The sequence below is a fragment of the Leisingera aquaemixtae genome, assembly GCF_019801145.1.
In the GTDB taxonomy this organism is placed as follows: domain Bacteria; phylum Pseudomonadota; class Alphaproteobacteria; order Rhodobacterales; family Rhodobacteraceae; genus Leisingera; species Leisingera aquaemixtae_A.
In genome coordinates, this window is record NZ_JAHVJQ010000010.1 from 1 (window position 1) to 17,065 (window position 17,065).

At 66.5% G+C, this 17,065-nt stretch carries 16 protein-coding genes; 11 read left to right on the forward strand and 5 right to left on the reverse strand.

Translation table 11 applies throughout. From position 1 onward, the window contains the following. The first annotated feature begins 242 nt into the window (after positions 1–242). On the forward strand, positions 243–689 hold the full coding sequence (locus KUW17_RS18985; protein WP_222481880.1) for a universal stress protein: 447 nt from the start codon (positions 243–245) through the stop codon (positions 687–689). 94 nt (positions 690–783) lie between these two features. Here KUW17_RS18985 and KUW17_RS18990 read toward each other — a convergent pair whose 3' ends face one another. Further along, positions 784–1,023, reverse strand: coding sequence for a hypothetical protein (locus KUW17_RS18990; protein WP_222481881.1), 240 nt, complete (start codon positions 1,021–1,023; stop codon positions 784–786). Positions 1,024–1,945: 922 nt separating this feature from the next. On the opposite strand from KUW17_RS18990, the gene KUW17_RS18995 reads away from it, so the two are divergent. The 7 genes from KUW17_RS18995 (at position 1,946) to KUW17_RS19025 (ending at position 8,734) form a co-directional block, all read left to right on the forward strand. Next, a complete protein-coding gene (locus tag KUW17_RS18995; protein WP_222481882.1) occupies positions 1,946–2,878 on the forward strand; it encodes a DnaJ C-terminal domain-containing protein in 933 nt (310 codons plus the stop codon). 4 nt (positions 2,879–2,882) lie between these two features. Further along, positions 2,883–3,182 carry a chaperone modulator CbpM gene (locus tag KUW17_RS19000; protein WP_222481883.1) on the forward strand — a complete coding sequence of 100 codons (300 nt, stop codon included), beginning with the start codon at positions 2,883–2,885 and terminating at the stop codon, positions 3,180–3,182. 33 nt (positions 3,183–3,215) lie between these two features. Continuing rightward, positions 3,216–3,908 carry a DUF5765 domain-containing protein gene (locus KUW17_RS19005; protein ID WP_261397286.1) on the forward strand — a complete coding sequence of 231 codons (693 nt, stop codon included), beginning with the start codon at positions 3,216–3,218 and terminating at the stop codon, positions 3,906–3,908. 81 nt (positions 3,909–3,989) lie between these two features. Then, positions 3,990–4,973 carry a zinc-dependent alcohol dehydrogenase family protein gene (locus tag KUW17_RS19010; RefSeq protein WP_222481885.1) on the forward strand — a complete coding sequence of 328 codons (984 nt, stop codon included), beginning with the start codon at positions 3,990–3,992 and terminating at the stop codon, positions 4,971–4,973. 15 nt (positions 4,974–4,988) lie between these two features. Then, positions 4,989–7,424: a Lon protease family protein gene (locus KUW17_RS19015; RefSeq protein ID WP_222481886.1), complete on the forward strand. Its 2,436-nt coding sequence runs from the start codon at positions 4,989–4,991 to the stop codon at positions 7,422–7,424. Continuing rightward, positions 7,414–8,142 (forward strand): hypothetical protein, encoded by a 729-nt coding sequence (locus KUW17_RS19020; RefSeq protein WP_222481887.1) that lies wholly within the window; start codon positions 7,414–7,416, stop codon positions 8,140–8,142. The genes KUW17_RS19015 and KUW17_RS19020 overlap by 11 nt, the downstream gene beginning before the upstream one ends. A 145-nt stretch (positions 8,143–8,287) precedes the next feature. Next, positions 8,288–8,734 carry a hypothetical protein gene (locus tag KUW17_RS19025; RefSeq protein WP_222481888.1) on the forward strand — a complete coding sequence of 149 codons (447 nt, stop codon included), beginning with the start codon at positions 8,288–8,290 and terminating at the stop codon, positions 8,732–8,734. A 61-nt stretch (positions 8,735–8,795) separates the two neighbouring features. Here the strand turns inward: KUW17_RS19025 and KUW17_RS19030 are convergent, their stop codons facing one another. Next, entirely contained in the window at positions 8,796–9,638 is an 843-nt protein-coding gene (locus tag KUW17_RS19030) for a universal stress protein (protein ID WP_222481889.1), read from the reverse strand. A 255-nt stretch (positions 9,639–9,893) separates the two neighbouring features. On the opposite strand from KUW17_RS19030, the gene KUW17_RS19035 reads away from it, so the two are divergent. Beyond that, positions 9,894–10,310 (forward strand): CBS domain-containing protein, encoded by a 417-nt coding sequence (locus KUW17_RS19035; RefSeq protein WP_222481890.1) that lies wholly within the window; start codon positions 9,894–9,896, stop codon positions 10,308–10,310. A gap of 13 nt (positions 10,311–10,323) precedes the next feature. Here the strand turns inward: KUW17_RS19035 and KUW17_RS19040 are convergent, their stop codons facing one another. The 3 genes from KUW17_RS19040 to KUW17_RS19050 all read right to left on the reverse strand — a co-directional run bounded on the left by KUW17_RS19040 (position 10,324) and on the right by KUW17_RS19050 (position 12,816). Continuing rightward, positions 10,324–11,076 carry a Crp/Fnr family transcriptional regulator gene (locus KUW17_RS19040; RefSeq protein WP_222481891.1) on the reverse strand — a complete coding sequence of 251 codons (753 nt, stop codon included), beginning with the start codon at positions 11,074–11,076 and terminating at the stop codon, positions 10,324–10,326. A 176-nt stretch (positions 11,077–11,252) separates the two neighbouring features. Then, complete coding sequence (locus KUW17_RS19045; protein WP_222481892.1) at positions 11,253–11,876, reverse strand: hypothetical protein; 624 nt, start codon at positions 11,874–11,876, stop codon at positions 11,253–11,255. 91 nt (positions 11,877–11,967) lie between these two features. Then, entirely contained in the window at positions 11,968–12,816 is an 849-nt protein-coding gene (locus KUW17_RS19050) for a LysR family transcriptional regulator (protein WP_261397287.1), read from the reverse strand. A 246-nt stretch (positions 12,817–13,062) separates the two neighbouring features. Between KUW17_RS19050 and KUW17_RS19055 the strand changes: the two genes are divergently transcribed. Continuing rightward, a complete protein-coding gene (locus KUW17_RS19055) occupies positions 13,063–15,492 on the forward strand; it encodes an FAD-dependent oxidoreductase (protein WP_222481894.1) in 2,430 nt (809 codons plus the stop codon). A gap of 24 nt (positions 15,493–15,516) precedes the next feature. Further along, positions 15,517–17,043: a trimethylamine methyltransferase family protein gene (locus tag KUW17_RS19060; protein WP_222481895.1), complete on the forward strand. Its 1,527-nt coding sequence runs from the start codon at positions 15,517–15,519 to the stop codon at positions 17,041–17,043. Positions 17,044–17,065: the final 22 nt, after the last annotated feature.

A 17,065-nucleotide genomic window follows, 5' to 3' on the forward strand; every position in this document is an offset into this window, starting at 1 on the left:
GGTGTTCGGCCCGTCGCTGGACGAGGATCAGTATGTTGCCATGGCGCTGCCAAGCGGCCAGCCGATGATGGTCCCGCGGGCCCTGGGCAATCTGATCGTCTATCTGCAATCGGTGCAAACCCAGGGGGCGGGCACGGAATGATCACCGTGCGTTTGCTGCATCTGGCAATCCGAATTCCATTCCCGCGGAGGAATGACTCCGCTTCGACGGATCAGCCGTTTACCGTTCATAGGAGGTGAAAATGTTTCAAAGAATTGTTGTTGGGCTGGATGGCTCTGAAGCGTCGGAAAACGCACTGCGAGTGGCATGTGATCTGGCTCAGAAATATAGGTCAGACGTTCACCTCGTGCACACGCCGCAACCTCAAACGGTTGCATTCGCACTGGGGGCAGTTGCGGGCTATCATGCGGCCACAACAATGCCATCCGCGGAGGACGTGCGGACCGCCGGAGAAAAGATCCTCAATGCGGGGCGCTCTGTTGCAGAATCCTGCAATCAAGCCATTGCTGAAACACATCTGGAAACCGGTGATCCCGCTGATAGTATCATCAGTTGCGCAAAGGCCTGCGGAGCTGATCTGATCGTCACCGGCCGCCGCGGATTGGGCTCGCTTGGAGCCCTCGTGCAGGGAAGCACAACCCAGCGTGTCAATCATAAGGCCGAGTGCGCCTGTCTTTCGGTGATTTAGAGTTTTCCGGCTGAATGCCAGGGACTTAACATGCAAAGCCGCCCTCCGCTTCCTTGCATGGTCACTGCTCCTTTTTTTGCGGATCGCGTGTCCTTTATGCTTCCTTGATTGCCGCCTCAACAATACTCCGCGCATCTGCTCGCAATACCGGGTCATCACTCGTCAAAAGGTCAAGTTCTCGGCGTACAACAGCAAGTGCGGCCCGCAATTTCTCGATCTCATCGGCGGCTTCGCCTGTAAGATGAGGATCGTCCAGCGGCGAGCCGCCAGCCACGTTGGTAAGAAGCGAGCGGTTTCTTAGTAATTCGACAATATCAGGTTTCGGTTCAGTCATCCTTCTCACTCCTTACATGGGCCGTCACAAGAACGTTGGCAGAGCAAGATTACGCAAATGGGGCGGCTACTCCAGCCTCAGGCATCAAGTTATGATTTTCCTCAAGCTGTGCATTTTGCGCCCGCAAAGTGGGCGCCTCCGCCTCAGGCCGGCAGACAATTGGAGCATTGTGCTCGAGATCCCATATCAGTGCCCGTGGGCGTCTGATCAATGAAACCATCCCGTTCGAAGCGTTGAAGCACTGAACTCCAACTCAACAGAACTCCGGTGCCTGTTCCAGATTTTGGCCAATCAGCCGCATCGCGCCGCTATAATGGACAGAAAAACCAGCTGCTCGATACTTCCGAGATCCCAGATTTTCCGGGGTGGGAAAGAGCGGCCTGCAGGCATGAGGTAGCCCCCCTCGGCAGGTCGCTCGCTGATGCCATTAGCCAGTTCCCATATTTGGATGCCACGTCGTTAGTCGCAGCCATCGTTCCAACCGCCTTGAACCGCATTGCTTTTGCCGGAGGCTGATTTCAGTTTGCTAAGCGGCAATGTCCTCGAGTTCCAGAGCGGCGTAAAAAACGGCCTTTGCTTCTGCCGGCGGAATGTTCCCGATAGGCTCAAGCAGACGGCGGTTGTTGAACATGATGTAATCGTGGTGCGTGTCGCTCTAGCCGGCATATTCTGATGACGAGGTGGTTGCCCAGATAGGACGGAAGAACGGGCTCTCGATGAGCGCCGGACCCAGGCATCGAACGGAGAACGACCAAGGGGCGCGTGTTCGATCGCACCGTCCAGGAAAAGCCGACAACAAACACAGCCCTCTGCCGTTAATGCAACGGACCCCGCCGAAGAAAGGACGGCATGATCCCGATCAATCCGCATCCCCGCCTGGCGTGTCACACTGTTGCGGCAATAGTTCAGGGAAAGCTGCGCCATGAAGTACAGGGACTATTACAAGATTCTCGGCATTGCTCCGACAGCAGAGGCGGAAGAGATCAAGCGGGCCTATCGCAAGCTTGCGCGTAAGTACCACCCGGATATCAATGCCACGGCAGAGGCCGAGGCGAAATTCAAGGATGTGAACGAAGCTTATGAGGTGCTGAAAGACCCGGAACGCCGCGCGGCCTATGACCAGCTGGGCAAACCGGAGGCCGGCGCGCAGGACGGATTCCGGCCGCCTCCGGGATGGGAAGGCGGTTTTGAGTTCACCGGCGGCAGCCCCGAAGACGCAGAGGTGTTCAGCGATTTCTTTGAAACCTTGTTCCGGCGCCAAGGGCAGCCCTTTGGCGCGGCAGCGGGCGCCCGGAGCGCCGACCAGCACGCGCGCCTTCAGCTCGACATCGCGGACGCCTACAGCGGTGCCGCCCGTGTCCTGACCCTTAGGATGCCGCAGGTCGGGACGGATGGCTCCATCCAGCTGCAGGAGCGCAGCATCATGGTGCAGGTTCCCAAGGGGATCACTGAGGGGCAGCACATCCGGCTGGCTGGACAGGGGATGGCGCCGCCCGGTGGCGGCCTGCCGGGGGATCTGTTCCTGGAAGTCAGCTTTGCCCCCCACCCTGTCTACCGGGCGGTTGGCCGGGATCTGTATCTCGACCTGCCGGTCGCGCCCTGGGAAGCGGCACTGGGCGGCAAGGTGATGATGCCGACGCCGGATGGCAAGGTCGCGCTGACCATCCCGGCCAATGCCCGCAGCGGCCAGAAGCTGCGCCTGAAGGGAAAGGGGCTGCCGGGAACCCCTGCCGGAGACATCTTCGCAACGCTCAGGATCGTGAACCCCAAGGTGACGACAGAGGAGGCGCGCCGGGTCTTTGAGCGGATGGCCCGGGAGGTGCCATTCAACCCGCGCGCCGGTATCGGAGGATAGACGCATGAAACCTGCAAGGGCCAAGAGCACCGTCATCGTCAGCCTGACCCTGGAGGAGCTGTGCCGGTTCTGCCACGCTGACAGGAACTGGGTTATCGAACTGGTGGAGCACGGGGTTCTGGAGCCCGAAGGAGCCTCAATCCAGAACTGGCGGTTCCATAGCATCAGCATTGCCCGCGCCAAGAAGGCGCGGCGCCTGAACCGGGATCTGGGGGTCAATGCCGCCGGGATTGCGCTGGTACTGGACCTGCTGGCGGAACGGGACGAGATGCTGCGGCGGCTGGCGTCGTTCGAAGACGTCTAGCGGATGTGCTGGAGCGCAGAAGCCTCTGCCGGGATGGCAGTTGCGGGAATGGCCGCAGCGGTGGTCTGCCGGCGCCAGGGCCAGCCCTTGGCCGTCTGGGGAGTGCTTGGCTATTTCACGGCCATGGAGGTCCTGCAGCTGGCCGGATACCTGACCGCCGATGACTGCAGTGCAGCGGCGAACAAGGGGGTCACGCTGTTGTCTTATCTGCACATCGCCTTTCAGCCCGTCCTGATCAACGCCTTTGCGCTGGAGCTGGTGCCGGCCGCCGTTCGGGCGCGCTGCAGGCGGTGGGTGCTGGGCCTCAGCTTCGGGGCGGCGGGGGTCATGCTGCTGCAGCTTCTGCCGGTGCCTGCACTGGGCAGCTGTGCGGCTGGGGCGCCGCTGTGCGCCGAGGTTCTGTGCACCGTATCGGGGACTTGGCATATCGCCTGGAATGTGCCCTACAACGGCCTGCTGGTGCCGCTGGACACTGCACTGGGGCTGCAGTCCGGCTTTCCGGCCTATATGGCGGCGGTGTTCCTGCTGCCGCTGGCCTATGGGGCGTGGCGGTTTGTGATGATGCACCTTTTTACCGGTCCAGTGCTGGCCTGGACGCTGACCAGCAACCCGAACGAGATGCCCGCTGTCTGGTGCCTGTTTTCAATCGTAATCCTGTGTATCGGCCTCAGCCCCTGGATGCGCGAAGCCTTCACCGCCAGGAGCTGGTGGGGGCTGCGGGTGTAGCGGCGGCGGCGGCCCCCTGGGTGATCAGGATCAACCCGGGGGGCGCGGGTTTGGGGTATGCTGAACCACGGGAGTCGCAAGATGCGTGCCATGGTGTTCCGCAAAGCAGGTGAGCCGCTCCGGCTGGAGCACATTGCCCGGCCGGACCCGGGGCCTTGGGACGTGCTGATCCGGGTCGAGGCCTGCGGCGTGTGCCGCACCGATCTCCATATCGCTGATGGCGACCTGACCGAGGCGGCGGTGCCGCTGATCCCGGGGCATGAGGTTGTCGGCCGCATCGTCGCGGCGGGCAGCAAGGTGGAGGGGCTGGAGACCGGCCAGCGGGTGGGCGTGCCCTGGCTGGGCGCCACCTGCCGCCGCTGCCGCTATTGCTGGAAGGCGCAGGAGAACCTCTGCGATGCGCCGGTGTTCACCGGCTATACCCGCAACGGCGGCTTTGCCGAATTCTGCCTGGCCGACGGGCGCTATGTGTTCCGGCTCGACGGGGATGCCGGCCCGGTGCAGCTGGCGCCGCTGCTGTGCGCCGGGCTGATCGGCTACCGCAGCTACCGGATGGCGGGCGAGGCTGCCAGTCTCGGCCTTTACGGCTTTGGGGCGGCGGCGCATATCCTGACCCAGCTGGCGGTCTGGCAGGGCCGCAAGGTGTTTGCGCTGACCCGGCCCGGAGACACCGCGGCGCAGGAGTTTGCCCGCAGCCTGGGCGCGGTTTGGGCGGGCGGCTCTGATGAGAGGCCGCTGGAGGCGCTGGACGCGGCCATTCTCTTTGCGCCGGTGGGCGGCCTGGTGCCTGTGGCCCTGAAGGCGGTGCGCAAGGGCGGCAGGGTGGTTTGCGGCGGCATTCACATGAGTGACATTCCGGGCTTTCCCTATGCCGACCTGTGGGGCGAGCGGCATATCCTGTCGGTGGCCAATCTGACCCGGCAGGACGGCGAAGAGTTCCTGCCGCTGGCGGCTGAGGCCGGTATTGCCACCCAGGGCCGCAGATACGCGCTGGAAGAGGCCAATCAGGCGCTTGCGGACATGCGGCAGGGCCGTTTGCAGGGCGCCGCGGTGCTGGTTCCCTGATATTGAGAGGGTAAAATGGTTGAAAAACAAAAGCTTAACGAGTTGGAACCGGCGCAGCTGCGGCCTGTGCTGCCATCTGAGGGGCTGAATTTCGCGTTGACGGACGAGTTGGACGGCGATCCCGGCTGGCTGGGGCAGGACCGGGCGGTGGATGCGATCCGGATGGGGGCGCTGGCAGGACATGAGGATTTCAATGTCTTTGTCCTGGGCCAGCCCGGCAGCGGCCGCCATGCGCTGGCCCAGTCGATCCTGGCCGAGGTCGCGCAGGACCGGCCGGTGGCCTGCGACTGGGTTTATGTCAACAACTTCGAGGTGCCGCACAAGCCGGTGGCGATCCGGCTGCCTGCCGGGTCCGCCTGCCGTCTGCGCAAGATGATGGAAACGCTGGTGGACGACCTAGCCAGCCAGATCCCGGCGCTGTTTGAATCGGAGGATTACCAGACTCGGCGCCGCACCATCGAGGAGGATTTCTCGGCCGCGCATGAAAGCGAGATGGCCGAGGTGTTTGAGGACGCCCGCACGGCGGGGGTTGCCATCATGCGCACGCCGGTCGGCTTCAGTTTTGCGGGATTGCGCGACGGCAAGGTGCTGACCCAGGAGCAGTTCGACGCGCTTGGCGAAGAGGAGCGGGCGGCGCTGGAGGCGGCGATCGAGCGTATTCAGCAGCGGATGTCGGAGGCGCTGCAGGCGGTGCCGAAGCGCGAGAAAGAGCACCGGCGGCAGGTGGAGCAGCTGAATTACCAGCTGGCCTCGCGCGGGGTCGATGAGGCGATCCGCGAAGTGCAGGAGGGGTTTGCCGGGGAGGCGGCGGTGGCGCGCTACCTGGAGGCGGTGCGCCGCGATCTGATCGAGAATGCCGAGCTGTTCCTGATCGGGGAAGGCGAGGAGGAGGCCGGGCCGTTTCCGGTCGCCACCAGCAAGCGGTTCGAGCTGCCCCAGTTCCAGCGCTACCGGGTCAACGTGATGGTTGCCAACGGCAGCAGCGGCGCGGGGGCGCCGGTGGTCAAGGAAGAGCTGCCGACGCTGGCCAATCTGATCGGGCGGATCGAATACGCCGCTGAAATGGGGGCGCTGGTCACCAATTTCACGATGATCCGGCCGGGCGCCCTGCACCGTGCCAACGGCGGCTATCTGGTGCTGGATGCGCGCCAGGTGCTGAGCGAGCCGCTGGCCTGGGATGCACTGAAGCGCTGCCTGCGGACCGGGGAGATCCCGATCTATTCGCCCGGCGAGCGGCTGAGCCTGGTGTCCACGGTGTCGCTGGAGCCGGACCCGGTGCCCTTGAGCGTGCGGGTGGTGCTGATCGGCGAGCGGATGCATTACTACCTGTTGTCGGCGCTGGACCCGGATTTCCTGCAGCTGTTCAAGCTGGAGGCGGATTTCGACGATGACCTGCGGCTGCAGGAGGGGGCGTCGGCGGACGGCTATGCGCAGATGATCGCCGGGCTGGCGCGGCGTGCGGGCGCCCGGGCGCTGGACCGGGCGGCGGTGGAGCGGATGCTGCTGGAGAGCCTGCGGATGGCCGGCGATGCGGAGCGGCTGACCTTGAACTTCAGCCGCCTGTCGGACCTGCTGCGGGAGGCGGATTTCCGGGCCGGGCGCGCGGGCGCGGCCCATATAGGCGCCGCCCATATCGAGACCGCGGCGGCGGAGAAGGAGCGCCGGGCGGGGCGGGTGCGGGAGCTGGGCCTGGAGACGATCCGGCAGGGGACGGTGCTGATCGACACCGAGGGCGCGCGCATTGGCCAGATCAACGCCCTGACGGTGCTGCAGATCGGCGATTACAGTTTCGGCAGGCCTTCGCGGCTGACGGCGCGCACCCGGCCGGGTTCCGGCAAGCTGGTGGACATCGAACGCGAAACTGAACTGGGCGGGCCGGTCCATTCCAAGGGGATGCTGATCCTGCAGGGCTACCTGGCGGCCGCCTATGCCACCAGCGCGCCGCTGTCTTTGTGGGCCAGCCTGGTGTTCGAGCAGAGCTATGGCGGGGTGGAGGGCGACAGCGCCTCGGCGGCGGAGCTGATCGCGCTGCTGTCGTCGCTGGCGGAGGTGCCGTTGGACCAGTCCTTTGCGATCACCGGATCGGTCAACCAGTTCGGCGATATCCAGGCGATCGGCGGGGTTAACCAGAAGATCGAGGGCTTCTTTGACGTCTGCGCCGGCCGCGGCCTGACCGGGCGCCAGGGGGTGCTGATCCCGGCCGCCAACCTGCGCCACCTGAACCTGCGCCAGCGGGTGGTGGACGCGGTGGCGGCGGGGCGGTTCCATGTCTGCCCGATGCGCACGGTCAGCGATGGCATCGAAGTGCTGACGGGGCTGGAGGCCGGGGTACGCGGCAGCAGCGGGCTGTTCCCGGAGGGCAGCCTGAACCGGCTGGTGGAGGACCGGCTGCAGGGCTTTGCCGACATCCGCCGGTCCTTTGGCAAAGAGGGAGGCGGCCATGCAGCGTGAGACGGGCAGGGCAGGGGGCGCGGGGCGCGCCCGGGTGATCCTGGGCGCCAGCTGCTATCCGGATGCGGAGGCGGCGCTGGTGCTGGCGATGGAGCTGGCGCGGCAGCTGGGAGCGGAGCTGCAGGCGGTGTTTGTCCGCGAAACCGCGGTCCTGGCGGCGGGCTATGCCCATTCAAGGGTGGTGTCCTATTCGGGGCAGCGGGAGACCGGGCTGACCGGGGCGGCCCTGGCCAAGGCCTTCCAGGCGGATGCGCGGCGGTTCAAGGGGCTGCTGTCGGCGCGGGCGGCGGCGGCGGCGCTGCAAAGCTCTTTCCGGGAGGCGGAGGGCCATGTGCAGGAAGAGCTGCGCCGGGTCTCGCAGGCCGGCGACATCCTGGTCCTCGGGTTCAAGCCGATCCTGCGGTCGGCGGGCTGCATTGCGGTGATCCTGGCGGAAGGCCAGGGGGTGCCGGACTATGCGCTGCGGCTGGCGCGCAAGACCGGTAAGCCGCTGGTGGCGCTGGTGGCCTGCGCCGCGGGGGCGGAGCCGCCGCCTGCGGGGCAGTGGGAGGGCGGTGTGGAGACCCGGTTCTGCGCCCTGCCGGAGGCGCTGCTGCGGCAGCTGGAGCAGATGAACCCGGCCGCGGTGATCGTTGCGGCGCCGCTTGCGGATCTGCCGCCCGCGGCCCGCCTCCAGGACGCCGCGCGCTGCCCGCTGATCCTCCAGACCGGCGGCTGAAGCCGCGGCGCCTTCAGCGGAGATCCGCCGGGCGCGGGGCCTGCTGCGGAAATCAAGTCCCGGGTTTGATTTTCATTAAGGCGGACGGGCCGCGGGGATGGCAGACTCGCGCAGAGAGGAAACCCGCTGCAAGGAGGTGCAAGAGATGGCTGGGAAAGCAACAGACAGGACCCAGGGGCTGTTTGCGGAGGCGCTGAAGCCGTTGCAGAGCGCCATGCTGTTCAACCCGGTGTTCCGGCCGCAGGTTGAGCAGTTCTGGGATGTTCAGGAGAAGCTGCTGGATGAAGCGGAGGAATTCACCCGCCACTGGTTCCAGCGGCGGCACGAGGCGGCGCGCACGGCGCTGGATGCGGCCCGGACCGCGGTGTCGGGCGACCTGATCGGGCCAACCGGGGCGATCGAGGCCTTTTCCGAGTGGCAGCGCCATTCGGCGGAGCGCATCGCCGAAGACGGCCGGGAGTGGCTGGGCATGATGTCGCGCTGCGCCAGCTATGCCAGCGAGACCGAAGCCGAGGCGGTGGAGGAAGCCGCCGGCGAAGCGGTGAAGATCACCCGGAAAGCCGTGAAACCGGCAGAGTCCGAACCGGTCTGAGCCTGCGCGAGATGGCCTGAGCCGGGCAGGGCGCCCGGCTGCGGCCCTGTTGCGGCTCTGGTCAGCCGGACATCAGCACCGGGATCCGGGCCTCGTGCAGGATGTGTTCGGAAGCATCGCCGAAGATCAGCCGGTGCAGCCGGGAATGGCCGTAGCCGCCCATGATCAGCAGGTCGCATTGCTGGCCGGCCGCCTCCATCAGCAGGCGGGTGCCGGCCGGGTGTTCGCCGTCCTGGATCTGGCGCACCTCCGCCGCCACCCCGTGGCGGGACAGCAGGCGGGCGATCTCGTGCCCCTCGGTGGAGAAGTCCGCGGCCTGCTGTGGCGGCTCCTCGATGGTGACGATCTCTGCAAATGCGGCGGTTTGCAGGAACGGCAGCCCGTCGTGCAGGGCGCGGGCGGCCTCGCGGCTGGGTTTCCAGGCGGCAAGAACGCGGGTGCCGACGGGTTTTTCGCCCCAGTCGTCCGGCAGCAGCAGCAGCGGGCGGCCGCTGTGCACCACCAGGTCCTTCTGGAAGCCGCGCTGGTCGAAGCGTTCGCGCTGCGGGTCCGGAAACAGCGCCACCGTCAGGTCGGAGCGGGTGGCGGATTCCCGCAGCTCATCCGCGGCCTCCGGCGAGCGGGCGGCCTGCGAGCGCCATTCCGCGGTGCAGCCGGCCCGGCCCGTTGCCGCCCGGAACAGCTGTTCGATCTTCTGGTCCTCCTCGCGCACCCGGCTGCTGAAATCCCCGATGGTGATCTCGTCGGCGGCGATGGCGATGCCGGAGTAAGGCACGAAAGCCTCGCGCGTGTGCAGGCCGGTCAGATGGGCGCCGAACCGCTGCGCCAGGCCGCAGGCCGCGGGCAGCAGGTGCGCTGCGGCAAACTCCGATGTCAGGCAGGCAAGAATGGTCTTGTAGCTCATGGCGGGTCTCCTCCCCGGATGCCGTTCATTTATAGCAGATTCCGCTGCGGCCGGGTTTAATACCCGTCAAGGGCCGCTGCGGGGGGCGGTGGCGGGGCGTTGATGCCGGTTAATGCGGCAGCGGCGGCGCTGTCCGAGGCTGGAAGGGTAGCGACTCAGCCGAATTCGGAGGAAGCTAGGAGAAGCCCTTGGCGCAATCAGCCGGCAGGCGGCAAGGCAGGTTCAGGCCGGGGGCGGTCCAGAAAGGAAAGGCCCATGCTTGTACAAGAGATCATGACCGTGCCTGCGCGCTGCGCCAGCCCGCAGGACAGCGCCGCCAGCGCGGTGGAGCTGATGCACAGCCTTGGCATCGGCGTGCTGCCGGTTGTCGAGGAGGAGCGGGTTGTCGGCATTCTCACCGACCGGGATTTGGTGCTGGCGCTGGCCGGGCAGGAGCGCGGGCTGAAGGAATTGCCGATTGCTGCCGTCATGACCCCCGGCGCGGTCTGCTGCCGGGCGGAGGACACCATCGAGGCCGCGGCGGCGCTGATGGGCGACCACCAGGTGCGCCGCCTGCCGGTGCTGGATGACGCGGGGCATCTAGCAGGTCTGCTGTCGGTCAGCGACATTGCGGTGCATGCGTCGGAGCAGCTTGCCGGGGAGGCGCTGGGAGAGATTGCCGAGTACCGCTAGCGGCGCGGAATCATCAATCCGCTGCCGGGGTGATCTCGGCGGCGAGGCGCTCCGGCTCGGCGCCGGCAACCTCGGCCAAGGCGCTGAGGTCGTTGATCCGGATGTCCATATGATCAGCGGTTTCCACCAGGCCGTTTCTGACAAAACGGCGCAGGGTGCGGCAGACATGCACCGCGGTGAGGCCGGTGAAATCGCCGATATGGCGCTGGGTCAGGGGCAGATGGAAGGCGCAGTTTTCCGACAGGCCCAGCGGTTTCAGCCGAAGGCATAGCTCTATCAGCGCATAGGCGATCCGGCTTTCGGCGCTGCCGCGGCCCAGCCGCAGCATCCGCTCTGACAGGCGGCTGCGCTCGGCGGCCTGGACGTGCTCATGGGCCCGCGCCAGCTGCGGAGAGGCTGCGAGCATGCTGTGCCAGGCGGGCAGGGGGATCACACAGACCTTTGCATCCGTCACCGCCTCGATGCTGAGCCCGGCGGTTTTGCCGTCGGCGGAGGTCGGATCGGCAACATCCCCCGGCAGCAGGAAGTCGATCAGCTGCACCTCGCCGCTGAGAGAGGATTTCGAGGTGGCAAGCCAGCCTTCGGCGACGACGATGATCTTGCCGCTGTCATCGCCGTCATGCAGCAGGATCCTGTTGGCCGGGACGCTTTGGAGGGCCGTGCGGAAGCTGTGCAGCGCCGGCTCGCCGGCGCCGAACTCCATGGCGCCGATGCGCAGGCTGGCGGGGCCGGCTGGCTGGCTGGGGACCGGGGTTTGCTGCGTCATCGGAACGTTTCCTGTCAGGCATGGCCGCACGGGGCGCAGGGCCGGGTCCCGTGCTGAACAAGTACCGCTGCCATGGCAGTCCGGCCTGGCAGTCCGGCATGGCGCTGCGGGGTCACGATACCGTCACGGCGCGATTCTGTCGATCCGCCGGGCGGGACGGACCCGGTGGCGCGCGGCTAGGCCGGCATCGGCGCAAGCTCCGCTGCAAGCGCCTGCAGCAGGCTGCTGACCGCCGCCCGGGCCTGATCCTGGGATTTCTTGCCGCGCAGCTTGCGGGCCAGCGCGGAGCCGCGGGCGGCGGCGTCCTGGGCCAGCAGCAGCAGGGCGATTTCGCGCAGCTGGTGCATCGCCAGATCGCCTTCGTCCTGGCCCAGCTGCGCCGCCAGCGCGGCCGGGGGCGGGCATTCGGCCAGCAGATGCTTGAGGGCGGGGCCGTGTTTGGACGCCTCGGCGCGGGCAATGCAGAGATCCGTCATCTCTGCCATTGCGGAGTGGAACGCCGCCAGCGGAAGCCGGGCGGCCTGGCTGGAGTACCCCGCCTGCCGCACTACATGCAGGTCCGGCTGCGCCGGGTCAAAGGACAGCGTCAGCCCGTCGATTGCCACATCGGACGCGGCCGGCTGCCCGAAGCGCTTGCGCAGGCTGAGCGCCTCGGCAAACAGCACCAGCTGCAGAAGGCCGGCCTGCGGCAGGTCGCAGGAAATCCGCTGGATGCCGCTGCGGCCGGCGTGCTTGTAGTTCAGCGCGAGCCGGGCACTGCCGTCTTCCCGCGCCTCCATCGAAAAAATCTTTGCAGGCATGGCGCGAGTTACAGGCAAAGCGGCCGGGCCCGCAAGCGCGGCCTGCGGCGCGGGGCCGGGCTGGGCGGCATTGCGCCCAAGGGCGGCGGCGTCAGCGCCCGGCCAGCCAGTTGAACACCAGCCTGGCCCTGTCGGACGTCTGATTGTGCAGCTTGACGTAGAAATCCAGGGGCGCTTCGACGGTCTGCGGCAGCAGCTTGACCAGCTTGCCCGCGTCGACCAGGTCCACCGTCAGCCCCTCCCAGCCCAGCACCGCGCCCATGTCGTCCTGGGCGGCCTGCAGGGCAATGACATAGTTGTTGACCCGGTGGGCGGATTTCAGCGGTCCGGAGTATCCCAGCGCCCGCGCCCAGGCGTGCCAGTCGGTCCAGCCGGTGTCGATGGCCTCCAGATGGATGAGGGGAACCGAAGCGAGGTCGGCGACGCTGCGGATCCGGTGCCGGGCGGAAAACCGCGGGCTGCCGAGCGCCATGATCCGGTCGTGGAACAGCGCCCGGCATTCGCCGCTGTCGCGGGACATGTCGCCGTAATGCAGGCTGAGGTCGCAGCCGCCGGCGTCCTTGCCGGTGTCGCTGACGATCTGGGCCACCGAGATATGCTCGTAGCTGCGCCAGAAATGCGCCAGCCGCGGGGTCAGCCACAGGGAGCTGACCGCCGTGGTCGAGCGGATCGTCACCGAGCTGCGGCCGTGCTGCGCCCTAAGCTGTTCGAACGCGTCGCTGATTCCTTCGAAGCCGCGCTGGATCGCCACCAGCAGATAGGCGCCGCTTTCGGTCAGCTCGACGCCGCGGTGGAAGCGGTGGAACAGGCTGCAGCCCAGCTCGCGCTCCAGCGCCTTGATCTGGTGGCTGACCGCAGCCGGGGTCACGTTCAGCTCCGCCGCGGCCTGTTTGAAGCTGGTGTTGCGGGCGGCGGCCTCGAAGCTGTCCAGAGAGCTCATCCGGGGCAGGTCGTAGGGGCGGCTGGGCAAAGTGGTTTGATCCTTTGGTCGGGGAATCCGCAGGCAATCCGGAGGTTTTCCGGGGCTTGGGTTAATTCAGCTAAGCCAGGATGAGAATTTTTGCAATTGCCGGATGCGGCGGGGGCGCCAGAATGCAGCCAGATTCACAGCAGGCGCCGCATGCGGGTCCCCGGGCCGGAATGCCCTGCCGCCGCCGCCTGCCAGCCCGCAAGAAGGAGTTGCGTTATGAAGTCACATGCCAAGGTGGTTGTCGTTGGCGGCGGCTGTGTCGGGGCCTCGATCCTCTATGGCCTGACCCAGCACGGCTGCAGCGACGCGGTGATGCTGGAGCGCACCACGCTGACCTCGGGTTCCACCTGGCACGCGGCGGGCCTCTTGGTGACCTTCGTGCGCTCGCACAACATCTCCAAGATGACGATGGAAACCATCCGCATCTACGGCGAGGTGGAGAAGAAGCTGGGCACCTCTGTCGGGCTGCGCCAGGTCGGCCAGCTGCGGGTGGCCAACAGCCAGAAGCGCTGGGACGAGTTCCAGTCCTATATCTCCATCGCCGAGGCCGCGGGCGTGCCCTGCCGCCTGGTGACGCCGGAGGAGATCAAGGAGATCCACCCGCTGCTGGCGCAGAGCGAGAACATCCGCGGCGGCATCCTGCATGACCAGGACGGCTATGTGAACCCGGCCGACATCACCATGGGGCTGGCCAAGCTGGCCCGCGACCAGGGCGCGACCGTCTATCAGAACACCGAGGCGCAGGGGTATGAGAAGCTGGACAACGGCCACTGGAAGGTGACCACCAGCAAGGGAGAGATCACCTGCGAGCATCTGATCTTTGCCACCGGCAACTATGCCCGCGAGAACGCCCGCCGGGTGGGGCTGGACCTGCCCTGCATCCCGATCGTGCACCAGTACTGGACCACCGAAACCGTGCCGCTGCTGAAAGAGCGCCGCGCCGCGGGCCTGCCGGAGTTCCCGATCCTGCGCGACGAGGATTACGGCGCCTACCTGCGCGAGGATGTGGGCGGCTTCCAGTTCGGCCCCTATGAGTTCGAAAAGGACCTGAAGCTGTTTGCCGAGGACCGGGTGCCGCCCGATTTCGGCGCCGACCTGCTGCCGGAGGATTTCGAGGCGGTGGAAACCCAGTGGGAGCGGGCGCTGGAGCGGGTGCCTGCCCTGGGCGAGGTGGGCATCAAGGCCAACACCCGCGGGCCGTTCCAGATGACCCCGGACGAGCTGCCGCTGTGCGGTCCGGCGCCGGGGCACGAGAACCTGTGGCTGGCCGAGGGCGTGCCGGGCGGCATCCTGTGGGGCGGCATCATGGGCGAGCGGCTGGCGCGCTGGATCGTTGACGGCCACCCGGGCATCGACATGTCCGAGATCGACCCGCGCCGGTTCGGCGACTATGCCGCCAAGCGCTGGACCATGGACAAGGTGCGCGAGACCTGGGGCACCCATATGAACGCCCATGTTCCGGGCGAGGATTTCCCCGGCGCCCGGCCGATGAAGACGATGCCGTCCTATGACCTGCTGACAGCGCAGGGCGCGGTCTGGACCACCTTCAACGGCTATGAATTCCCGCGCTGGTTTGCCAGATCGCCGGAAGAGGCGGTCCCCGAGCACAGCTTCCGCCGCACCAGCCATATGGAGCTGGTGCAGGAAGAGGTGCGCGTCACCCGCGAGGAGGCGGGCTTCATCGAGATGTCGCCGATGACCAAGTTCACCGTGCGCGGCCCGGGGGCGGCCAAATGGCTGGACGGGATCATGGCCAACAAGCTGCCCAAGGTTGGGCGGATGACGCTGGCGGTGGCGCTGAACCCGCAGGGCGGCATGGAGGGCGAATACACCATCGTCCGTTATGGCGAGAACGACTTCTACTTGGTCTCCACCCCGAACGGGCAGGTCTACAACTGGGATTACCTTTCGCGCCTCATGCCGGATGACGGTTCGGTCGTGATGGAGGATATCTCGGAAAAGCTAGGGGTGATTGCGCTGGCAGGGCCGAAATCGCGCGAGATCCTGCAGAAGCTGACCGACAATGATCTGTCGAACGAGGCTTTCCCCTGGCTGACGGCGCAGATGGGCGAAGTGGGTTATGCCAAGGGCGTTCATCTGCTGCGCGTGAGCTACACCGGCGAGCTGGGCTGGGAGCTGCATCATCCGGCCGGCTACAACCGCCATCTGGTTGATCTGCTGCTGAAAGCGGGCGTCAAACCCTTTGGCCTGGAGGCGCTGGAATCGATGCGGCTGGAGAAGTCCTACCGCGCGATCAACCGCGAGATCTGCAAGGACATGACCCCGTTCGAGGCCGGGCTGGACCGCTTCGTGGCGCTGGAGGGGCGGCAGTTCATCGGCCGCGAGGCGCTGCTGCGGCAGAAGGAGGCGGGCGGCTACAGCACGCTGGTCACCCTGAAGCTGCCGTTCTGCGACACCTCGGTGCTGGCGGATGAGGGCGTCTACAAGGACGGGACGCTCATCGGCCGGGTGACTTCGGGCGGGTTCTCCTACTACTGCAACCATGACATCGCGATGGCGCTCGTGCCGCAGGAGTTCACCGCCGAGGGCACATCGCTGCAGGTGATGGTCCACAACGAGATGCGCGAGGCCGAGGTGATCGGCATCTGCGCCGTCGACCCAACCAGCGCACGCGCCCGGGCCTGATCCCGGCACCTGAAGGAGCTGAACATGACGGAACTGAAAACACGGGCGCCGCGCGGCGCCCGGGGCGGCCGTGCTGCGCGCGTCCAGGCCCGCACCAACCCAGCCCCGGTCTACCTGCCTGCGCTGAACCGCCAGGTCGGACCGATTGATCTGCTGGGTCCGGAAGGGGTGGAGAAGATCCACAATGCGGCGATGACGATCCTGGAGACCACCGGCATCGTGTTCCGCGATCCGGTGGCGCTGGCGGACTGGAAACGGGCCGGTGCCGATGTGCAGGGCGAACGGGTCCGCATCGGGCGGGACATGCTGATGGAGCTGATCGCCTCGGTGCCGTCGGAATGGGGGTATGCCGCCCGCAACCCGGAGCGCTCGCTGCGGGTGGGCAACCGGCATTCGGTCTTTGCCAATGCCTATGGCGCGCCTTTTGTCTATGATCTGGAGGGTCGGCGGCGGCCGTCGGCGCTGGAGGATGCGCATAACTTCTTCAAGATGAGCCAGATGAGCCAGTCGATGATGGTGCCGGGCATCCTGCCGGTGGAGCCGCAGGATGTGCCGGTGCCGTTGCGCCATCTGGAGCTGGTGCACGCGGCGCTGACGCTGACCGACAAGCCGATCAAGGGCGCGGTGCAGTCGGAGCAGGCGGCGCATGACACGGTGGAGATGGTGCGCATCGTCTTTGGCGAGGAGTTCGTGGACAGCAATGCTGTTCTGGCCGCGCTTTTGAACTGCAACACGCCGCTGGTCTGGGATGAAACCATGCTGCAGTCCTTGCGGGTCTATGCATCGGCGAACCAGCCCTGCCTGCTGTCGCCCTTTGTGCTGGCGGGCGCCTCGGCCCCGGCCAGCCCGCAAGGCGGCGTGGCGCTGCTGATTGCCGAAAGCCTGGCGGGCATGGCCTACAGCCAGATCATCCGCCGCGGCGCGCCGATGGTGCTGGGGGTGGCGATCATGGGGGTGTCGATGAAGACCGGCGCGCCGATGATGGGCTCGCCCGAGCCGGGGCTGATGAACCTGCTGGTGGGGCAGATGGCGCGGTTCTACGGCGTGCCCTGGCGGACCTGCACCATGTGGACCGGGTCGAAATCGCCGGACATGCAGGCGGGTTTCGACACCGCCAACACCATGTGGCCGGTGCTTCTGGGCGGTGCCAACTATATCGTGCACTCGGCCGGTTTCCTGGAGGGCGCGCTGGGGGTCTCTTATGCGAAATGGGTGCAGGACACGCTGCAGCTGGAGAACTTCCACCGCTTCTTCAGCGGCCTGCGGGAAGAGAACCTGGATGCGCTGCTGGGCGACATCGAGGCGATCGGCCCCGGCGGCCATTTCCTGGGCACCGATCATACCCGCGAGAACCCGATGCACATGAACCCGCTGCAGAACAACGACAGTTTCGAGCAATGGGAGGCGGAAGGCGCCAAGACCGCGGAGATCACCGGCCGCGAGGCGGCGCGGCGGATGCTGGATAGCTATGTGCAGCCGCCGATGCCGGACGATCAGCGCGGTGCGCTGGATGAATTTGTTGCCAAGAAACGCGCATTGTACCAAGCCTGACACTGCGGGCGCCAAGGCGCCC

Excerpts from the sequence above, each read along its gene's own strand:
- KUW17_RS19040 (WP_222481891.1), bottom strand. The coding sequence starts at position 11,076 with ATGACGCAGCAAACCCCGGTCCCCAGCCAGCCAGCCGGCCCCGCCAGC.
- KUW17_RS19055 (WP_222481894.1), top strand. The coding sequence starts at position 13,063 with ATGAAGTCACATGCCAAGGTGGTTGTCGTTGGCGGCGGCTGTGTCGGG.
- KUW17_RS19015 (WP_222481886.1), top strand. The coding sequence starts at position 4,989 with ATGGTTGAAAAACAAAAGCTTAACGAGTTGGAACCGGCGCAGCTGCGG.
- KUW17_RS19060 (WP_222481895.1), top strand. The coding sequence starts at position 15,517 with ATGACGGAACTGAAAACACGGGCGCCGCGCGGCGCCCGGGGCGGCCGT.
- KUW17_RS19030 (WP_222481889.1), bottom strand. The coding sequence starts at position 9,638 with ATGAGCTACAAGACCATTCTTGCCTGCCTGACATCGGAGTTTGCCGCA.
- KUW17_RS19035 (WP_222481890.1), top strand. The coding sequence starts at position 9,894 with ATGCTTGTACAAGAGATCATGACCGTGCCTGCGCGCTGCGCCAGCCCG.
- KUW17_RS19000 (WP_222481883.1), top strand. The coding sequence starts at position 2,883 with ATGAAACCTGCAAGGGCCAAGAGCACCGTCATCGTCAGCCTGACCCTG.
- KUW17_RS18990 (WP_222481881.1), bottom strand. The coding sequence starts at position 1,023 with ATGACTGAACCGAAACCTGATATTGTCGAATTACTAAGAAACCGCTCG.
- KUW17_RS19020 (WP_222481887.1), top strand. The coding sequence starts at position 7,414 with ATGCAGCGTGAGACGGGCAGGGCAGGGGGCGCGGGGCGCGCCCGGGTG.
- KUW17_RS19005 (WP_261397286.1), top strand. The coding sequence starts at position 3,216 with ATGGCAGTTGCGGGAATGGCCGCAGCGGTGGTCTGCCGGCGCCAGGGC.
- KUW17_RS19050 (WP_261397287.1), bottom strand. The coding sequence starts at position 12,816 with ATGAGCTCTCTGGACAGCTTCGAGGCCGCCGCCCGCAACACCAGCTTC.
- KUW17_RS18985 (WP_222481880.1), top strand. The coding sequence starts at position 243 with ATGTTTCAAAGAATTGTTGTTGGGCTGGATGGCTCTGAAGCGTCGGAA.
- KUW17_RS19025 (WP_222481888.1), top strand. The coding sequence starts at position 8,288 with ATGGCTGGGAAAGCAACAGACAGGACCCAGGGGCTGTTTGCGGAGGCG.
- KUW17_RS19045 (WP_222481892.1), bottom strand. The coding sequence starts at position 11,876 with ATGCCTGCAAAGATTTTTTCGATGGAGGCGCGGGAAGACGGCAGTGCC.
- KUW17_RS19010 (WP_222481885.1), top strand. The coding sequence starts at position 3,990 with ATGCGTGCCATGGTGTTCCGCAAAGCAGGTGAGCCGCTCCGGCTGGAG.
- KUW17_RS18995 (WP_222481882.1), top strand. The coding sequence starts at position 1,946 with ATGAAGTACAGGGACTATTACAAGATTCTCGGCATTGCTCCGACAGCA.